This window comes from Pseudonocardia ailaonensis (genome assembly GCF_039531635.1).
Lineage (GTDB): Bacteria > Actinomycetota > Actinomycetes > Mycobacteriales > Pseudonocardiaceae > Pseudonocardia > Pseudonocardia ailaonensis.
Window position 1 is genome coordinate 295643 of the sequence record NZ_BAAAQK010000003.1, and the last position, 17642, is coordinate 313284.

At 74.6% G+C, this 17642-nt stretch carries 14 protein-coding genes; 6 read left to right on the forward strand and 8 right to left on the reverse strand.

The genetic code is table 11. The features are described 5' to 3' along the window. Positions 1 to 1180, reverse strand: a 1180-nt coding sequence (locus ABD324_RS04190) for an ATP-dependent DNA ligase (RefSeq protein ID WP_344412509.1), incomplete at its 3' end; no start/stop codon positions are given. A 183-nt stretch (positions 1181 to 1363) separates the two neighbouring features. Here ABD324_RS04190 and ABD324_RS04195 point away from each other — a divergent pair. Then, positions 1364 to 3892 carry a DEAD/DEAH box helicase gene (locus tag ABD324_RS04195; protein WP_344412511.1) on the forward strand — a complete coding sequence of 843 codons (2529 nt, stop codon included), beginning with the start codon at positions 1364 to 1366 and terminating at the stop codon, positions 3890 to 3892. Between the two features lie 51 nt (positions 3893 to 3943). Here the strand turns inward: ABD324_RS04195 and ABD324_RS04200 are convergent, their stop codons facing one another. After that, entirely contained in the window at positions 3944 to 6739 is a 2796-nt protein-coding gene (locus tag ABD324_RS04200; RefSeq protein ID WP_344412513.1) for an FAD-binding and (Fe-S)-binding domain-containing protein, read from the reverse strand. Between the two features lie 100 nt (positions 6740 to 6839). Here ABD324_RS04200 and ABD324_RS04205 point away from each other — a divergent pair, with 100 nt between their 5' ends. Beyond that, positions 6840 to 7535, forward strand: coding sequence for a GntR family transcriptional regulator (locus ABD324_RS04205; RefSeq protein ID WP_344412515.1), 696 nt, complete (start codon positions 6840 to 6842; stop codon positions 7533 to 7535). Positions 7536 to 7594: 59 nt separating this feature from the next. Here ABD324_RS04205 and ABD324_RS04210 read toward each other — a convergent pair whose 3' ends face one another. Genes ABD324_RS04210 through ABD324_RS04220 form a run of 3 tightly spaced genes read right to left on the reverse strand, consistent with a single transcriptional unit; the run spans position 7595 to position 10424 of the window. Then, positions 7595 to 8407 (reverse strand): DUF1206 domain-containing protein, encoded by an 813-nt coding sequence (locus tag ABD324_RS04210; RefSeq protein ID WP_344412517.1) that lies wholly within the window; start codon positions 8405 to 8407, stop codon positions 7595 to 7597. Positions 8408 to 8419: 12 nt separating this feature from the next. Beyond that, on the reverse strand, positions 8420 to 9616 hold the full coding sequence (locus ABD324_RS04215) for an acyl-CoA dehydrogenase family protein (RefSeq protein WP_344412519.1): 1197 nt from the start codon (positions 9614 to 9616) through the stop codon (positions 8420 to 8422). Between the two features lie 49 nt (positions 9617 to 9665). Then, the gene (locus tag ABD324_RS04220; protein WP_344412521.1) at positions 9666 to 10424 is read right to left on the reverse strand and encodes a DUF742 domain-containing protein; all 759 of its coding nucleotides are present in this window, start codon (positions 10422 to 10424) and stop codon (positions 9666 to 9668) included. 236 nt (positions 10425 to 10660) lie between these two features. Between ABD324_RS04220 and ABD324_RS04225 the strand changes: the two genes are divergently transcribed. The 3 genes from ABD324_RS04225 to ABD324_RS04235 are packed head-to-tail and all read left to right on the forward strand — an operon-like array spanning position 10661 to position 12656. Beyond that, the gene (locus ABD324_RS04225) at positions 10661 to 11317 is read left to right on the forward strand and encodes a Pr6Pr family membrane protein (protein WP_344412523.1); all 657 of its coding nucleotides are present in this window, start codon (positions 10661 to 10663) and stop codon (positions 11315 to 11317) included. A gap of 27 nt (positions 11318 to 11344) precedes the next feature. Then, the gene (locus ABD324_RS04230) at positions 11345 to 11965 is read left to right on the forward strand and encodes a sulfite oxidase-like oxidoreductase (protein ID WP_344412525.1); all 621 of its coding nucleotides are present in this window, start codon (positions 11345 to 11347) and stop codon (positions 11963 to 11965) included. Position 11966: 1 nt separating this feature from the next. Continuing rightward, positions 11967 to 12656 carry an FAD-binding oxidoreductase gene (locus tag ABD324_RS04235; protein ID WP_344412527.1) on the forward strand — a complete coding sequence of 230 codons (690 nt, stop codon included), beginning with the start codon at positions 11967 to 11969 and terminating at the stop codon, positions 12654 to 12656. A 99-nt stretch (positions 12657 to 12755) separates the two neighbouring features. Here ABD324_RS04235 and ABD324_RS04240 read toward each other — a convergent pair whose 3' ends face one another. Then, positions 12756 to 13562, reverse strand: a complete 807-nt coding sequence (locus ABD324_RS04240; RefSeq protein ID WP_344412529.1) for a DUF1932 domain-containing protein — start codon at positions 13560 to 13562, stop codon at positions 12756 to 12758. An 86-nt stretch (positions 13563 to 13648) separates the two neighbouring features. Next, a complete protein-coding gene (locus ABD324_RS04245; protein WP_344412531.1) occupies positions 13649 to 14443 on the reverse strand; it encodes a metal-dependent hydrolase in 795 nt (264 codons plus the stop codon). A gap of 70 nt (positions 14444 to 14513) precedes the next feature. Between ABD324_RS04245 and ABD324_RS04250 the strand changes: the two genes are divergently transcribed. Continuing rightward, the gene (locus tag ABD324_RS04250) at positions 14514 to 15218 is read left to right on the forward strand and encodes an HpcH/HpaI aldolase family protein (protein ID WP_344413405.1); all 705 of its coding nucleotides are present in this window, start codon (positions 14514 to 14516) and stop codon (positions 15216 to 15218) included. A gap of 187 nt (positions 15219 to 15405) precedes the next feature. Here ABD324_RS04250 and ABD324_RS04255 read toward each other — a convergent pair whose 3' ends face one another. Then, positions 15406 to 17589 (reverse strand): FUSC family protein, encoded by a 2184-nt coding sequence (locus ABD324_RS04255; RefSeq protein ID WP_344412533.1) that lies wholly within the window; start codon positions 17587 to 17589, stop codon positions 15406 to 15408. Positions 17590 to 17642: the final 53 nt, after the last annotated feature.

The following is a 17642-nucleotide window of genomic DNA, read 5'->3' on the forward strand; positions in this document are numbered from 1 at the left end:
CCTGCCCCGCCCGCCCGCCCTGCCCGGTCCGGCCGCTCGGCCGCTCCCGCTCACTCGGCTCAGCCTGCTGGGCCTGCCCCGGCTGCCCCGTCGGCCCCGACTGCCGGGCCTGCTCCGCCCGCTCGGCCTGTTCGGCCTGCTCGGTCTGCTCGGTCTCCCAGGGCGTCCCGCCCCACGCCTCCGGGTCGATCTCCTCGGCGGCCTCCACCCCGGCCCACACCGGAAGACGCAGGTGCCCGCCCCGCGTCCAGCCCTGGTACTCGGCGGACCCGACGATCTCCGGGCGCAGCCAGCGGGCGTCGTCCGCCACCTGGTCCGGGACGGCGCCGGGCCCCTCCTCGTCGAACGGCGAGAGCTGGGCGTGGTGGGTGCGGAGGAGCTCGGCGATCTCGCGGCGCGCGGCTCCCGAGCCGATACCGACCCGCCCGACGTAGCGGAGCGGGCCGTCCACCTCCGGGATGCCGAGCAGCAGCGCCCCGGGGCGGCCGGGCTTGCGCGGGTCCGCGGGCATCCACCCGCCCACGACGACCGGCCGCGACCGCCGCAGCGGCACCCGCAGCCAGTCCCGGGTGCGCCGGCCCGCCTTGTACGACGCGTCCGCCCGCTTGAGGTGCAGCCCGTCGAGCCCGTAACGCTCCGCGGTCTCCATCACGAACGCCGCGTCCGACGCCGGGTGCGAGGGCGGCACGAGGATCGGCGCCCCGGCGATGCCCAGACCCTCCAGCAGCTCGCGGCGTTCCGCGTAGGGCCTGCGCAGCAGCGGGCGGCCGTCGAGCCAGAGCAGGTCCGTGGCCACGAACCCGATCGGCACCCGCTCGCGCAGCCGCTCCGACGGGGCGACGGTGGAGGTGCGGCGCATCAGCGGCCGGCGGCTGGGGCGCCCCGCGTCGTCCAGGGCGACCACGACGCCGTCGAGCACCATGCCGGAGCCGCGGACCCGCTCACCGAGCACCGCGAGCTCCGGGAAGGACCCGGTGACCGTCCGGGCGGTGGAGGAGAGCAGCCGCACCCGGCCCGGCAGGACATAGGCCACGCACCGGAACCCGGCCCAGGCGAACTCGACGGCCCACTCGCCGCGGTCGCCGTCGGCGAGGTCGCCCTGGGCGGGGAGCATCGGCGGGACGACCGCGGGCATTCCTGCGGGCATGCCGCTGCCCACACCACCCCGCCGCCCGTTCACGCGCCCCACGGTAATCGGCGGTACACCCTCCTCGTCACCTGATCGGCCGTACGGTGGTGGCGGCGCGCCCAGACAGCCCTGATCTGCGGCGGGTGGCGGGTGAGCCGGCCCGCAGTGGTGGTGGGCCGGCTCGTGGTGGCGGGTGGGCCGATCGGCGGGCACGGGTGGACAATCGGACCCACCATGACGTCTCCCCTCCTCACCGACCGCCTCCCGCGTGCCGACGACCCCGACGCGCTGGTCGAGACCTTCGCCGACTGGGCCTACTCCGAGCGGGGCCTGTCGCTCTACCCGGCGCAGGAGGAGGCGCTCCTGGAGATCGCGACCGGCGGCAACGTCATCCTCTCCACGCCGACCGGCTCCGGGAAGTCGCTGGTGGCCATCGCGGCGCACGCGGCCGCCCTGGCCCGCGGCGTCCGCACCTTCTACACCGCGCCGATCAAGGCGCTGGTCAGCGAGAAGTTCTTCGCGCTGATCGACGTGTTCGGCCCCGAGCGGGTCGGCATGCTCACCGGCGACGCGGCGGTCAACGAGGGCGCGGAGATCATCTGCTGCACCGCGGAGATCCTCGCGAACATCGCGCTGCGCCAGGGCCGGGCGGCGGACGTCGGCTCGGTGATCATGGACGAGTTCCACTTCTACGCCGACCCGAGCCGCGGCTGGGCGTGGCAGGTGCCGCTGATCGAGCTCCCGCAGGCGCAGTTCCTGTTGATGAGCGCCACCCTGGGTGACACGACCTTCTTCTCCGAGGACCTCACCCGCCGCACCGGGCGGACCACCGTGGAGATCACGAGTGTCGAGCGGCCCGTGCCGCTGCTGTACCGGTACGTCACCACGCCGCTGCACGAGACGATCGACGAGCTCCTCCACACCCACGAGGCGCCCGTCTACGTCGTGCACTTCACCCAGCAGTCCGCCGTCGAGCGGGCGCAGTCGCTGATGAGCGTGAACGTGACCTCGAAGGAGGAGAAGGCGGCGATCGCGGAGCTGATCGGCGACTTCCGGTTCACGGCGGGCTTCGGGAAGACGCTGTCGCGGCTGGTCCGGCACGGGATCGGCGTGCACCACGCCGGCATGCTGCCGCGCTACCGCCGGCTCGTGGAGACCCTCGCGCAGGCGGGGCTGCTGAAGGTCATCTGCGGCACGGACACCCTCGGCGTCGGCATCAACGTGCCGATCCGGACCGTGCTGTTCACGGCCCTGGCGAAGTACGACGGCACCCGCACGCGCCCGCTGAAGGCCCGTGAGTTCCACCAGATCGCCGGACGGGCGGGGCGGGCCGGGTACGACACCGTCGGCACCGTGGTGGCCGAGGCCCCGGAGCACGAGGTCGAGAACGCGCGGCGGCTCGCCAAGGCGGGCGACGACGTCAAGAAGCGCCGCCGCGTGGTCCGGGTGCAGGCGCCGGAGGGGTTCGTCGGCTGGTCCGCGGCCTCGTTCGAGAAGTTCCAGACCGCGCAGCCCGAGCCGCTGACCAGCCACTTCCAGGTCACGCACGCGTTGCTGCTCAACGTGATCTCCCGCCCCGGGGACGCGTTCGCCAACATGCGGCACCTGCTGGAGGACAACCACGAGCCGCGCCCGCGGCAGCGCAAGCACATCCTGCGGGCCATCGCGATCTACAAGGCGCTGCTGGCCGCCGGGGTCGTCGAGAAGCTCGACGAGCCGGACGCCGAGGGCCGCACCGTGCGCCTCGTGGGCGACCTGCAGCTGGACTTCGCGCTCAACCAGCCGCTGTCCCCCTTCGCGCTGGCCGCGTTCGACCTGCTCGACCGGGAGTCCCCGGACTACGCGCTCGACATGGTGTCGGTGGTCGAGGCGACCCTCGACGACCCGCGGCAGGTGCTCTACGCCCAGCAGAACAAGGCCAAGGGCGAGGCCGTCGCGGCCATGAAGGCCGAGGGCATCGAGTACGAGGAGCGCATGGCGCTGCTCGAGGAGGTCACCTACCCGAAGCCCCTCGAGGAGCTGCTGGTCGGCGCCCTGGACACCTACCGGCGCGGGGCGCCGTGGGTGGAGGACGCCGTGCTGTCGCCGAAGTCCGTGGTGCGGGACATGTCCGAGCGTGCCATGACCTTCCATGAATACGTTGCCTTCTACCAGCTCGCCCGCTCCGAGGGTCTCGTCCTGCGCTACCTCGCGGACTGCTTCCGCGCGCTGCGCCAGACCGTGCCCGCGGCGGCCCACACCGAGGAGCTCACGGACCTCGTCGAGTGGCTCGGCGAGCTGGTGCGGCAGGTCGACTCCTCGCTGCTCGACGAGTGGTCCGAGCTGGCCGCCGGCGGCGGCGTCGAGGAGGAGACGGCACCGCCGTCCGTCGACTCGCGGCCCGCGGGGGTCACCCGCAACGCCCGCGCCTTCCGGGTGCTGGTGCGCAACGCCCTGTTCCGCCGCGTCGAGCTCGCCTCGCTCAACCGCTGGGACCTGCTCGGCGAGCTGGACAAGGAGTCCGGCTGGACGGCGGACCGCTGGCGCGAGGCCTTCGCGCCCTTCTTCGACCTGCACGGCTTCGGCGGCATCGGGGTCGGCCCGAACGCCCGCGGCCCCAAGATGATCGACGTCGTCGAGGAGCCGGAGCGCTGGCTCGTCCGCCAGGTCATCGACGATCCCGAGGGCGACCACGACTGGGCCATCACCGCCGAGGTCGACCTCGCCGCCTCTGACGAGGCCGGCGAGGCCGTCGTCTGGATCACGGGCTTCTCCGACACCTGACCCGAGATGAACCTCAGGGCGATTCCGGCCCCCACGAGATCGCCCTGAGGTTCATCTCGGCGTGAGGTCGGCGAGCAGCTCCAGGATGTGGCGGTAGGTGCTGCCGGTCGCCCGGGTCATGCCGAGCTCGCAGGTGCGGTTGCACGAGACGTGGGCACTCGCGTTGCGCGCCTTCACCTCCGCGGCCTCCCTCGCGGTCGCGGAGGCGGTCAGCTCGGGATGGAGCAGGCCGCGGTCGCCGGCGAAGGCGCAGCAGCCCCAGTCGTCCGGGACGTGGACCTCGTCGGCCACCTCGCGGGCGAGCGCGAGCAGCGCCGGGTCCAGGCCCATCCGGGCAGACGAGCAGGTGGGGTGCACCGAGACCGACGGCACCTTCCGGTGCGGTGGGAGCCTGGGCACCACCTCGTCGAGGACGAACTGCACGGCGTCGACCACCCGGACGTCGCCGGGCACGCCGTCGGTCAGCAGAGCACGGAATCCCTCGCTGCACGAGGAGGCGTCGCTGATCACCGGGAGCTCGCCGGAACGCGTGGCCTCCCGAACGACGGGAAGGACCCGCGCCCGCATCGCCTCGTGGCCCGCCGGCAGGCCCTTCGACGACCACGGGGTGGCGCAGCAGAGCGAGTCGATCCCCTCCGGGACCAGCAGCTCGACTCCCGCTGCGGCACAGAGGGTCTCGAGGCTCGCCTGCACCCCGGGGCCCTCGGCCGGCCCGAACATCGTGGCGACGCAGGCCGGGAGGTACACGGCCGCCGGCCTCCCCTGGGGCGCGGGCCGGGCGCGGCGTCCTCCACCGGCGGGGAGCTCGGGCGACCAGAGAGGGACGGTGTCCGCCCCCGCGACCCTGCGCGCCAGGCGGTTCGCGGCGGCCACCGCCGCACCGAACGCCGTCGTCCGCGGCGCGTCGTCCGCGCTCCGGTCGGCCGCGCTGCCGGCCCGTCGCAGCGCCGTCAGGCCCAGCGAGGCGCCCCGGGTGACCGCCGACCAGTGACCCGCGGCGGTGGTCCACGCCGCCGCGGTGACGGCCGGCTGGTCCTGCTTGCGCAACGTCTTGACCAGGTCGCCGGTGTTGATCAGCACCGGGCAGGCCGTCTGGCACATGCCGTCCACGGCGCAGGTGTCCACGCCGCTGTACCCGTACGCCTCCTCCAGCTGCGCGGCCAGCGCGGTGTCTCCTGCCTGCTCGGCGTCCCGGATCGCCCGCCGGGCGGCGATGCGCTGCCGCGGTGTGAGCGTCAGGTCCTTGCTGGGGCACACCGGCTCGCAGAAGCCGCAGGCCGTGCAGCGGTCGACCTCCGCCTCGACCTCGGGATTGACCTTGATGTGCTTGAGGTGCACCTCGGGATCGTCGCCGATCACCACGCCCGGGCTGAGCACGCCGTGGGGATCGAAGAGGCGCTTGATCTCCCGCATCACGGAGTACAGCTCGTCGCCGTACTGGCGGCGGACGTACGGCGCCATCACCCGGCCCGTGCCGTGCTCGGCCTTGAGCGAGCCGCCCTGTGCCAGCACGAGATCCACCATGTCGTCGGTGAAGGCCCGGTAGCGGCCGAGCTGCTCGTCGGTCTCGAAGCGGTCCGTGAGCATGAAGTGGATGTTGCCGTCCTTGGCGTGCCCGAACACCACGCTGTCGCGGTAGCTGTGGCGGTCGAACAGGGCGGCCAGGTCGCGGCAGGTCTCCGCCAGCGCCGGGACCGGCACCACGACGTCCTCCAGCAGGGCGGTGCTGCCCTGCGGGCGCGCCCCGGCGACCGACGCGTAGAGCCCCTTGCGCAGCTTCCACAGCGGACCGCGGACCGACGCCTCCGTGCTGAGCTCGGCCGGGATCCGCAGCGCGTCCAAGGTCGGGCGCGCCGCGGCGACGAGGTCGGCGAGCTCGTCGGCGGAGGTCGCCTGGTACTCCAGCAGCAGCGCCGCCTGGGAGTCGACCGCGATCCGGGCGACCTCGGGCGGACAGTCCGCGAAGGACTGGCCCACGCGCAGCGAGGTGGCGTCCATCAGCTCCAGGGTCGCCGCGTCCGTCGCCACCAGGGCCGGGAGGGCCTCGCTCGCCGCGAACAGGTCGTCGAACACCAGGAGCGCGGAGGAGATCCGCGTGCGGAGCGGGACCGTACGGAACACCGCGGAGGCGACGAACGCGAGCGTCCCCTCGCTGCCCACCAGCAGGTGCGTGAGGATCTCGGCCGGGGTGGCGTGGTCGAGCAGGGCGTTGAGTCCGTAGCCCATGGTGTTCTTCATGGCGAACTGGCGCTCGATCGTCGCCACGGACGCCGGACGCGCCAGGATCCGCTCGCGCAGCTCCGACAGGCCCTTGGCGAGGTCGGGTTCGAGGGCGCGCAGCCGCTCGTCCGCGTCGGGCGCGCCGGTGTCGACGACCGTGCCGGACGGCAGCACCGCGAGCACCGACTCCAGGGTGCGGTAGCTGTTCTCGACCGTCCCGCAGGCCATGCCGCTGGAGTTGTTCGCGAGCACGCCGCCGACCGTGCAGGCCGCCTCGCTCGCCGGGTCCGGGCCGAACCGCCGCCCGTACCGGGCCAGCCGGGCGTTGAGCTGCCGCACCGTGACGCCGGGCTCGACGCGCACCCGCAGCCCGTCGTCGAGGATCTCGATCTCGCGGAAGTGCTTCCGGGTGTCGACGAGCAGCTGGTCCGTGACGCCCTGCCCGGACAGGCTGGTCCCGCCGGAGCGGAAGGTCAGCGGGACGCCGACGCGCCGGCTCTCCAGCAGCAGCGCCCCCACCTCCGCCGCACCCCGCGGCACCGCGATCGCGGCGGGCAGCAGGTGGAAGTGCGAGGCGTCGTGGGCCAGGGCGTGGCGGGAGAGCACGTCGGTCCGCAGCTCGAGCATCAGGGAACCATCCTCCTCGACCGGACTCCCGGCAGATTGTTCAGCAAGTTGACTGGCTGAGCAACACTACCGAGTAGCTCCGTTGAGTAGGGTGGCCGCCGTGGTCACCCGGGTCCAGGTCACGTCGGTCGTCGACGCCATCGCGACGGATCTCCGCGCCGCCGTGCTCGGCGGCGAGCTCGGGCCCGGCGCCTCGCTCACGGAGGCCGAGGTCGCGGGCCGCTACGAGGTGGCCCGCGCCACGGCGAAGGCCGCCATCGAGCGGCTGGTCGCCGAGGCGGTGCTGGAACGCAGCACGAACCGGACCGCGCGGGTCGTCCGCCTCGGACCCGCCGACGTGCGCGACATCTACCTCTCGCGGGCCTTCCTCGAGGCCGAGGTGCTGCGGAGGCTCGCCCGCGCGGGTACCCCGGTCCCGGAGGCCGCCCACGAGGCGAACGCGGAGATCCGGCGGCGGTGGGAGGCCTCCAGCTTCGACGTCGTCGAGCCGGACATGCGGTTCCACTCGTCGCTGGTCGATGCCGTCGACAACGTCCGGACCAGCCGGATGTACCGGTCGCTGACGTCCGAGGTGCGGCTGTGCATGGCCCAGGTGCAGGGTCGGCAGCTGCTCAGCCCGGCGACCATCGTGGCCGAGCACGAGCGGATCCTCGACCACGTGCAGGCCGGCCGCGGCGACGCCGCGGCGGAGCTGCTCGACGAGCACCTCGCCCGGGCCCGGGAGCTGCTGGTCGGCGCGCTCGGCGGGCAACCCGGCCCCGAGGCCACCCTCCCGAGCTCGGTCCTCCCTGCCTGAGCCGCACCGAGCCGGTCGCGCGGCGTCGACCCGCGACGATCACGGAACGCACTGCCGCGCTACGCGGCGCGGTGCCGCGCGTGGAACAGCGTGTAGACGGCGAACACCACGAGCCCGGCGGCCAGCACGATCAGCACCGCGGGCCCGGCGGCGTGCCCGGCCAGGCCCTTCAGCGCGGCGTCGAGCCCGACGGGCTGGGCGGGATCGTGCCGGACCGCCGCGACCACGAGCAGGCCGCCGGACAGCACGTAGGCCGTCCCCAGCGCCGTCCAGCCCACCCGGCCGAGGCGCATCACCAGCAGCGAGCGGCGCAGCCCCGCGCCGCGGAGGTCGAGGTCGCGGCGGAACGCCCCGCTGATCCCGCGACAGGCGGCGTACCCGGCCACCGCGACGATCCCGACGCCCGCCGCGCCCAGCAGGAACCGCCCGCCGGGCAGGCCCAGGAGCAGCGACGGCAGCGGCGGCGTCGACGGATCCGCCCCGCCGTCGGCCGCGACGTCGGCCGCCGTCTTGAGCAGCACCCCGTAGACGACCGCCTCGGCGAGATCCACGGCCGTGCGCCGCAACCGGGGCACCCACGGCAGCCCCCGGTGCCCGAGGGCCGCCTGTACGAGCCGGTCCAGGACGAGTGCCGCGAGCCCGCCGACGACGAGCCAGAGCACCACCCGTCCCGCCCCGGTCGACGCCACGGCCTGCAGCGCGCCGGTCTTGTCGGCCTTCCCGCCCGCGCCGAGCGCGATCCGGACGGCCAGCACCGCGATCAGCAGGTGCACCAGGCCGTAGGCGACCAGCCCGACGCGCGCCAGGCCGTCGACCACCGGATGGTGGGCCACCCGGGCAGCACCATCGGAGACCTCCGCGGCGTCGGGCATCGGAGCAGTGTGTCAGCCGAGCGGGCTGCGCGGGAGCAGCCGGTCGGCGACGATCTTCTGCTGGATCTCGCTGGTGCCCTCGAAGATCGTGGTGAGCCGCGCGTCGCGCCAGTAGCGCTCGACCCGGTGCTCGGTGGTGTAGCCGTTGCCGCCGTGGAGCTGGATGCCCTCGCCGGTGACCTCCGCGGCCATCTCGGTGGCCAGCAGCTTCACCATCGCGGCCTCCCGCTCGCACGGTTCGCCCTGGTCCAGGCGGTGGGCGACGTGCTGGTAGAAGGAACGGGCCTGCTCTACCCGTGCCGCCATCGTCGCCAGCCGGAAGCGGACGGCCTGGAAATCGGCGATCGGGTGCTCGAACTGCTCGCGCTGCTGCAGGTAGACGATGCAGTCCTCGACCGCCCCGCGGGCCAGCCCCACCGCCCGGGCCGCGGTGTGCACGCGGGCGACGTTGAGCCATTTCTGGGCGTCGGAGAAACCCTGCTCGCCCAGCAGGTTGGCGGCGGGTACCCGCACGCCGTCGAACTCCAGGTCCCAGGTGACGAACCCGTGGTAGCCGATCTTGTCGATCGGGCTGCCGGTCAGCCCCTCGGGAAAGGAGTCCCGCTCCTTCTCGACGACGAGCGTCGCCAGCCCCGCCGAACGCCTCTCCCCCGGCTCGGGATCGGCCGTGCGCACCAGGACCTGGAGGAAGTCGGCCGCCTTGGCGTTGCCGATCCAGCGCTTGCGGCCGGTGATCACGAACTCGTCGCCCTCGCGCACCGCCCGGGTGGCGACGGCGGCGAGGTCCGATCCGGCATCCGGCTCGGACAGGGCGATGGCCCCGATCCAGGTGCCGGCCGCGCTGCGCCGCAGCAGCTCCGCCCGTCGACCCGGGTCGTCGACGCCGGTCCCGGCACCCTGGGCACGGGCGATGATGCTGCCGACGCTCATCCAGCCGCGGGCCAGCTCCTCGGCGATCATGCAGTACTCGAAGGCGCCGAGCCCCAGGCCGCCGTCCTCGCGCGGGATCGTGATGCCGAAGTACCCGAGCCCGCCCATCTCGTCGAGCAGGGAGCGCGGGATCTCGCCCTTGACCTTGTCGAGCTCGTCGGCGACCGGGAGGACCCGGTCCTCGACGAAGCGGCGCGCGGTCGCCTGCAGCTCCTCGCGCTCCGGGGTGTGGAACGGGTCCGCGACGACGGGCACGGGCGGGGCCAGCAACTCGCTCATCCCCGAGTTGTGTCACAGCCCGCGCGAGCCCGCTCGCCGGGACCTGTCCCTACAGCTTGCGGAGTCCGGACAGGACCCTCTCCATCAGGGCCAGGTCCGGCCCCTCCGCCGTGACGGTCCGGTGCACCACCAGCCCACCGGTGACGGCCAGGTCCCCGACGACGACCCGCGCCACCCCCAGCGGCATCCCGGCCATGGCACCGACCTCGGCGATCGAGCGGGGCTCGCGGCACAGCTCCAGGATCGGCCGGTGCTCGGCCAGCTCCGCGCGGCCGAACGCGGCGGGCGGGGTGGAGACCAGGGTCTCGACCGCCAGCTCGTAGCGGGAGCGCGTCCGACCACGCGTGTAGAAGTAGGGCCGGACGGCGGTGGAGCGGCCCCCGCGCTCCTCCATCGGCTCCACGTCCGGTTCCTCGTCCGCGTCGTCGGCCGCGAGCGGGGGCGGCGGTGCCGGGACGGGCTCGGGGACCGGTGCCGGGACGGGCGCCGCCCGGCGCCGCGGGGCCCCGCCGAACCGGGCGCCGGTGAACCCGACCTCGGGCGCCGGCAGGTCCGGCGCGGCGGCGTCCGGGACCGCGGGCACGGGGGCGGCCGGGGGTGGTGCGGACGGGCCGGGACGGGCCCCCACGACCGGCATGGCGACCGTGTCCGCCTCGTCCGCGGTCCGCCGGGCACCCGGCTGTCCCGCGGGGCCCGTCGGGCGCGGCGCGCTGTCCGTCGCCGGATCGTCCCGTCTGCGGCGCCGCTTGCGGGGCGCACCACCGAAGCGGGCACCCGTGAAGCCGATCTCGACCTCGTCCGACGACATGCCCAGCACGCTCCCTCGACCGTGTTACGACTCTGTGTCCGGATCGTTCCGCGGGCATGACGCTTGCGGTGCGTGGCCCGGTTTCCGCCGGATGGGTGAAATGCCGTGGTAGGGCGGTCACGGGGCGCTCCGCCGGATCACCGTTGGGTCACCGGATGGGGACGAGTCGGACCCGTCACCCGACCGCCGGGTCCTCGTTGCGCCTGCACGCGCGTTCGGGCGGCTAGATTCTGCCGATGTCTCGGTTCGCCCGCCCCTGGTTCGCGCTCGTCGCCGTCGTGGCGCTGCTCGGCATCGTCGTGCAGGTGATCGCCACGGCCGTCGACTCCCGGCCGTACTCGGTGTTCGACTCGACCGGCTCGCGGGTGGCGAACGTCTTCGCCTTCTTCACGATCCTGTCGAACCTGCTGGTCGGCGTGGTGCACCTGCGCCTGGCCGCGGCACCGCCGCGCTACGGGCGGCTGATCCGGGTGCTGGTGCTCGCCGGGGTGATGTCCATCGGGGTCACCGGGATCGTCTACAACCTCGTGCTCGCGCAGACCTCGAACCCCCAGGGCCTGCACCAGCTCGCCAACGTGCTGTGTCACATGGTCACGCCCGTGATCGCCGTCGCCGGGTGGCTGGTGTTCGGGCCGCGCGGGCTGATCGACCGGACGGTCGTGCTCCTGTCGTTGATCTACCCTGCGGCCTGGCTCGTGTTCACGCTGGCCCGGGGCGCGTTCATCGACTGGTACCCCTATCCCTTCGTCGACGTCGTGAGCCTCGGCTACGGGCGGGTGGCGATCAACTGCCTCGTCGTCGCGGTGCTGTTCCTCGGGCTCGGCTTCGGCGCCCTGGTCCTCGACCGGCACCTGCCCGGCGAGCACCCCGCCGTGGCGCCCCTCCCGGAGTAGCCCTCCCGGACCGGCCCCCGACAGGGCATGCTGTCGGCCGTGGCGATCACCCGAGGATTCACCGGACGCGGCCGGGCGGCGCGGGACCCGCGGCTGCCCCCGGGCCAGTACGACGCCGGCAGGGACTGGCCGGTCCTGCACGCCGAGTCCACCCCCCGCCTGGCGACCGACCGCTGGACCTTCACGATCGAGGGCCTTGTCGACCGCCCCACCAGCTGGACCTGGGCCGAGATCCGCGCGCTGCCCCGCTCGCGCTACTCCGGCGACATCCACTGCGTGACGACGTGGTCCAAGCTCGCCATGACCTTCGACGGCGTCTCGGTCGACACCCTGCTCGACGCCGCCGGTGTCCGTCCCGAAGCCCGGTTCGTGGTGGCCACCGCGCACACCGGCTACACCACGAACCTGCCGCTGGAGGACGTCACCGGTGGGAAGGCCTGGGTGGTCTGGGACGCGGACGGCAGCCCGCTGACCACCGAACACGGCGGCCCGGCCCGGCTCCTGGTGCCGCACCTGTACTTCTGGAAGAGCGCCAAGTGGGTCTCCGGGCTGCGGATCGGCGCCGAGGACGAGCCCGGCTTCTGGGAGCGCAACGGCTACCACGACCGCGGCGACCCCTGGCTCGAGCAGCGCTATCAGGGGGACTGACGTGGCAGGCCCCTGGCAGCAGGCCACGGTCGTCGGGATCCGGCGGGAGACCCCGACCGCCACGACCTTCCGCCTGGCCCTCGAACGCCCGTTCACGCACGTCGCGGGCCAGTACGTCGTGCTGCGGCTCTCCGCCCCGGACGGCTACACCGCCCAGCGCGACTACTCGATCTCCTCGGTGCCGGGCTCGCCGGAGCTCCAGATCACCGTCGAGCACCTGCCCGGCGGGGAGGTCTCCGAGTTCCTGCACGAGGTCGTCGAGGTCGGCGACGAGCTTGAGCTCCGCGGCCCGATCGGCGGCCACTTCGCCTGGGCGGCGGACGGCCCGGCCCTCGGGATCGGCGGCGGATCGGGGGTCGTACCGCTGATGTCGATGCTGCGCCAGGCCAGGGCCACCGGCCAGGAGGACCTGTTCCGGCTGGTGGTGTCCGTGCGGCGCCCGGTGGACCTCTACTTCGCCGCGGAGATCACCGGGCCGCGCACCACGGTCGTCCACACCCGCCAGGAGGTCGCCGGACGGGCGGCGGGCCGGCTGACCGCCGCCGATCTCGCGCCGGCCCTCGGTCCGGACGGCCCGATCTACGTGTGCGGCACCCCGCCCTTCTGCGACACGGTGACGGAGCTGCTCACCGGCCTGGGCGCGGCCACCGCGCGCATCCGGGTGGAACGCTTCGGCCCCACCGGCACCTGACCACCGCCGCACCGTCCCCCCGCGGTGATCATCAGGACCTCAGTGCGAATTGTGCATGATCATCCGACACTGAGGTCCTGGTGATCTCCCTGTGAGCGGTCACGCCCTGCGGTACACCTCGGCGGCGGCGCGGGAGAAGCCGCCGGGGACACCGATCGCGTCGAATGCCGCGGCCGCCTCCTCCATCTCCCCCACCCACCGCCAGCCCTTCTCCCTGGCCTGCGGCCCGATCCCCGCCAGCCGGTCGTCGAGATCGACGCCGGCGCGGGTGAGCTCCTCGCGCAGCTGCTCCGTGACCCCGTAGGCGCGGGCGGCCTCGTCGAGGGCCAGCCAGATCGCGGGCAACGCCTTGCTCTGCAACGCGAAACACGCCTTCAGCGCGCTCGCGGTGCCCGGCTCCGGCCCGGCGATCCGCGGGATGAACGGGGTGCCCTCGAACAGGCCCGCGACCGTGGCCGCGTGCGGGCCGGACAGCCACAGCACCGTCCGCCCCTGCTCCCACGCCGGCGGGCCGATCACGGCCCCGTCGACCAGCGCCTCGCCGAACAGCTCGCCGATCCGCGCGACCGTCGCCGGGGACACCGCGTTCGCGTCGACGTACAGCGGCCCTCCCGCGGCGGAACCGGCCGGGCGGCTCGCCGCCGCCACGTGCTCCGCCACCTCGAGCGCCGCGTGCGGCGGACAGATGGAGACGACGACGTCCGCGCGGCGCGCCAGGTCCGCCACGGTCGGCACCGCGATCAGGTCGGCCAGCTCGGCCCGCTTCGCGGTGGCATGGGTCCGCCCGGCATCCGCCCAGATCACCGCCCCCGCCCGGGGCTTCAGCGCCGAGCCCAGCGCGGCACCCATCGCACCCGGGTGCAGGATCCCGATCACCGGCCGCGCCGGCAGCTCCCACTCGCTCACGCCCGCCTCCTCGCCGGCGCTCGTCGGCCGCATTCGCGACCGCGCTGCGCCGAATGGTGAGCTCACGAGTTCGCTCACGCCCGCCATCATCCGCCCGCCCCCAGGTGCTCCCGCACACTCGTCACCAGATCGGCCACGCCGGGGACCACCCACACCGCCAGGCCGAGCGTCAACGCCGTCAGCAGCGGAGCGACGACCAGCATCTCCACCCGCCCACCGGCCCGGAAGCGCAGCGGCCGCGGGCTGCCGACCGGGAACCAGCGGCGACCCCGGATCGACACCGGCCAGAAGATCGGGGCACCGGACTCCGTGATCGCGTCGCCGAGGGAGTGCACCAGCATCCCGAGCCCCACCGCGATCCCGAGCCAGCCTGCGGCCCCGGCCGTCCCGCCCGGCAGCTTCTCCTCCGCCGCCCAGGTCAGCCCCGCGGCGATGACCAGCGACGGCGGGCCGGGCACCAGCCCGTCGAGACCCTTGATCGCCAGCGCCAGGCACACGAACAGCACGCCGACCGTGACGGGCGTGCCCCAGCGCGCACTGGCCGCGGCCGTCCCGCCGCCGAGCAGCAGGGCCCCGGCGAGGGTGTGGGTCAGCCCGCGGTGGGTGCCGCGCCCCGTGTCCCGCGGACCCCGGGTGAGCCGGAACAGCAACGCCGAGAACGGCCGCACCGCCCGCGCCGCGAGCCAGGAGGCCCACGAGAACCGCCGCGTCGCCGTCGACGAGGGATGGTCGAGGTCCGGGAGGAGCGCGGCCCCCGCGGTCACCCCGGCGAAAGTGAGCACGGTGCCCACGGTCGCCACCATCCCGACGGCCTGGGGTGCGAGACCCGCGACCGCGAGCCCGAGGGCCGCTCCCGACGTGGCGTGACTGACCCCGAGCACCGCGTGAGGCTACGGCCCCGGTACCCGCTCGGCGGCGCGGCGCGCCGTGGGGCAGGGTGGGCCCGTGGAGATGGGTGATGTGGATCTCGCGGGCTGGTGCCAGCTGCCCTCGCCGGCCGGCGCCGAGGTCGTCGCCGCGTCCGGTGTGGACCTGGTGTGCGTCGACGCCCAGCACGGCCTGATCGGCGACGACGCGCTGCTCGCGATGCTGCAGGCGCTGCGGGGCACGCGGGTGCTGGTCCGGGTGCCGCGCAACGCCCCGGACGCGATCGGCCACGCCCTCGACCGGGGTGCGGACGGGGTGATCGTGCCGCTCGTCGACTCCGCGGACCAGGCCGCGGCCGCGACCGCGGCGTGCGCCTACCCGCCGGACGGCCACCGCAGCTTCGGCCCGACGCGACACGCCTGGGCGGGCGCGGACACCTCCGCCCGCGGGGGCTGCGTGATCATGATCGAGACACTGGCCGGGGCCCGCGACCTGCCGGCGATCCTGGAGGTCCCGGGCGTCGACGCGATCTTCGTCGGCCCGTCGGACCTGGCGCTGAGTGCCGGGAAGCCGGCCGTCCCGCCGCTCGAGGACGAGGACTACGCGGCCCTGCTGCGCAGCATCACCCGGCAGTGCCGGGAGGCGGGCATGCCGGTCGGGGTGTACTGCGGCGCACCCGCCTGGGCCGCCCGCTACCGGGAGCTGGGCTTCACCTGGCTGACCCTGCCGGCGGACCACGCCCTGCTCTCCACCGCCCTCGCCGCCGCGCTCACCGAGATGCGCGCCTGACGCCCACCCGGCTGCCCCGCCGACTCCGGCCGTCCCTGGGCCCGGCCGTCCCCCGGCCCAGCCGCCGCGGGTGCAGCCGTCCGCGGGTGCAGCCGTCCCCGGGCCGAGCCGTCCCCGGGCCGAGATGAACCTCAGGGCGATTCCGACCATGATCGAACCGCCCTGAGGTTCATCTCGGCGGGGGACGTTAGCCGGCCGTCTCGTCGGCCAGGTTCGCCAGGCGCGCGTCGAGATCCTGCTCCTGCGCCACCTCCTCGGCCGACTCCGCGCGCCCCGTGACCCGGCTGAGGTCCTCGCGGAGGCCGTCGAGCCAGGCCCGCAGGTCGGCGAGGTGGTAGAGGTCGGCGCCGAGGTTCGTCGGCCAGGTCAGGGTGGGATGGGCGAGCGTCGGGGCGGTCAGCGCCGTGCGGTCCCGGCGGGCCAGACCCAGGGCGACGTGCTCGAACCGGCTCGCGACGTCCGCCGCGGCCGCGTCCAGCGGCCCCACGCAGTCGAGCAGCCGCCCGGTCGGGCAGTCCCGCACCAGCGCCTCGGCGCCGCGCACCGCGTGGTGCCCGGCCACGAGCGTCGCCTGCCAGTCCACGACACCGGTCCTGGTGCGGCGTTCGCTCTGGTAGAGCGCGTACGAGGCCTCCGCGAGCAGTCCGGTGCGCCGCGCGCGCGGCAGGGCGTCGCCGGGCCGGCCGCCCTCGGCGACCACGCGGACCGTCTCCCGGACGACGCCGGCGGCGTCGGCCAGGAACTCGGCCCCGGCCCGGTGCATCTCGCCGCTGCCCCCGCGCGGCCACGCGACCAGCCCTATCACGACCCCGACCAGCGCGCCCACCCCGACGTCGAGCAGCCGGGCCTCGGCCAGGTGCCAGTCGGCCGGGCTGACCTGCGCGAAGATCAGCGAGATGACGATCGTGAACAGCGCCTGCGCCCAGCCCGGCCCGAGCAGCGGGCCGGCCGCGAAACCGACGAGCATCGCGAACGGCAGCAGGATCGCGTAGGTCGTGGGCGGCACGCCGGCGACCAGCAGCCCGGCGGCCAGGACCGCGCCGATCGTCGTGCCCACCAGCGCCGGCCGCAGTGCCGAGCGGGTCTCCGCGGCCGTCGTACGGAGCACGGTGAGGATCGTGAGCAGCACCCAGAAACCGTGCGAGAGGTCGAACAGGCCCGCCAGCAGCCGGGCCGCGGCCAGCGCCGCCGCGAGCCGCAGCGCGCCCTGGAAGTAGACCGAGCGGGTCGTGAGGTGCCCCTGCAGCCGCCGCCAGAGCAGCTCCGGTTCGGAGCTGTGGGCGAACCAGAACTGGCCCGGGCGGGCCTCCGGGGGCGTCGGGTCGGGTGGGATCGGGGCGCGGGCGACCACGCGCAGCGCCGTGACCAGCGTCTTCGTCCACTCCCCCAGCATCAGGGCGAGCGAGCCGAGCCGCAGGCGCTGGGGGTCGATGCCGTCCGGGGACACGGCGAGGCGCTCGGCGCGGAACGTGCGTAGGGCCGCCGCGATCCGGTCGGTGTCGGGCACCTCGCCGGTACCCCGCAGCCAGCGCGACGCGGCCTCCGCACAGCCCGAGACCTCCTCCAGCAGCGCGGCGGCGGCCGGCAGGTCCGCCGCGTCGCGGTCGTCGAGCCGGGCCAGCTCGGCGGTCCGGCCGAGCAGCAGCCGCACGGTGGCCGAGGCCGCGGTCAGCGCCCGGTCGCGGCGGCTCGCCGAGGCCGGCACCTGCCCGGGCGGCAGCCGGGAAGGCCGCAGCGCGTCCGCGGCCGCCACGGCGTCGGGGAGCCGCGCGTCGAGCGCGACCCGGCCGCGGTCCCGTCCGGACCAGGCGTCGGCGACCGCCGCCAGGCAGCCCGACAGGCCGTCGACGGCGTCGGCAAGCCGGTCCGTGTACGGGGTCGGTTCGGGATCGGGCCAGAGGAACCGCTCGGCGAGCGCCAGCAGGATCACGGCCAGCGCGAACCCGGCCAGCCGCCAGCCCAGCGCCCCGGGGGCGAAGGGCGGGAAGCACGGCAGGATGTAGAGCAGCTGGGTGCCCGCGGCCAGCCCGACCAGCCGGGGCCCGCCGACCCCCACGAAGCTCACGGCGAAACCGAGCACGAACATGCCCGCGGTCGCCGCCGCGAGATTGAACGACAGCAACGTCCCGAGGGTGATCAGCACCGCGCCGACGGGCAGCATCAGCAGCAGCGTGCGCATGCGTCGGGCACCGCCGCCGGGGATCTGCGACAGCACCCCGAGCGCCACCGCCCCGAACAGCGCGTAGGGCGCCATGTCGACGTTGTCCAGCACGTAGCGGCACAGGTAGAAGCCCAGGCAGGCCACGATCGTCACGCGCGCGGCCCTCCGCACCGCGACGAGCCCCGGATCGTGCGCCCTCAGCCAGCCCATGCGGCGATCCTGCCGCGTGCGCGCTGCTCAGGACAGAGGCGGCTGGGGCACGG

Coding starts and splice junctions, on each gene's coding strand:
- ABD324_RS04195 (WP_344412511.1), top strand. CDS start 1,364: ATGACGTCTCCCCTCCTCACCGACCGCCTCCCGCGTGCCGACGACCCC.
- ABD324_RS04200 (WP_344412513.1), bottom strand. CDS start 6,739: ATGCTCGAGCTGCGGACCGACGTGCTCTCCCGCCACGCCCTGGCCCAC.
- ABD324_RS04210 (WP_344412517.1), bottom strand. CDS start 8,407: ATGCCCGACGCCGCGGAGGTCTCCGATGGTGCTGCCCGGGTGGCCCAC.
- ABD324_RS04215 (WP_344412519.1), bottom strand. CDS start 9,616: ATGAGCGAGTTGCTGGCCCCGCCCGTGCCCGTCGTCGCGGACCCGTTC.
- ABD324_RS04220 (WP_344412521.1), bottom strand. CDS start 10,424: ATGTCGTCGGACGAGGTCGAGATCGGCTTCACGGGTGCCCGCTTCGGT.
- ABD324_RS04225 (WP_344412523.1), top strand. CDS start 10,661: ATGTCTCGGTTCGCCCGCCCCTGGTTCGCGCTCGTCGCCGTCGTGGCG.
- ABD324_RS04230 (WP_344412525.1), top strand. CDS start 11,345: ATGCTGTCGGCCGTGGCGATCACCCGAGGATTCACCGGACGCGGCCGG.
- ABD324_RS04250 (WP_344413405.1), top strand. CDS start 14,514: ATGGGTGATGTGGATCTCGCGGGCTGGTGCCAGCTGCCCTCGCCGGCC.
- ABD324_RS04255 (WP_344412533.1), bottom strand. CDS start 17,589: ATGGGCTGGCTGAGGGCGCACGATCCGGGGCTCGTCGCGGTGCGGAGG.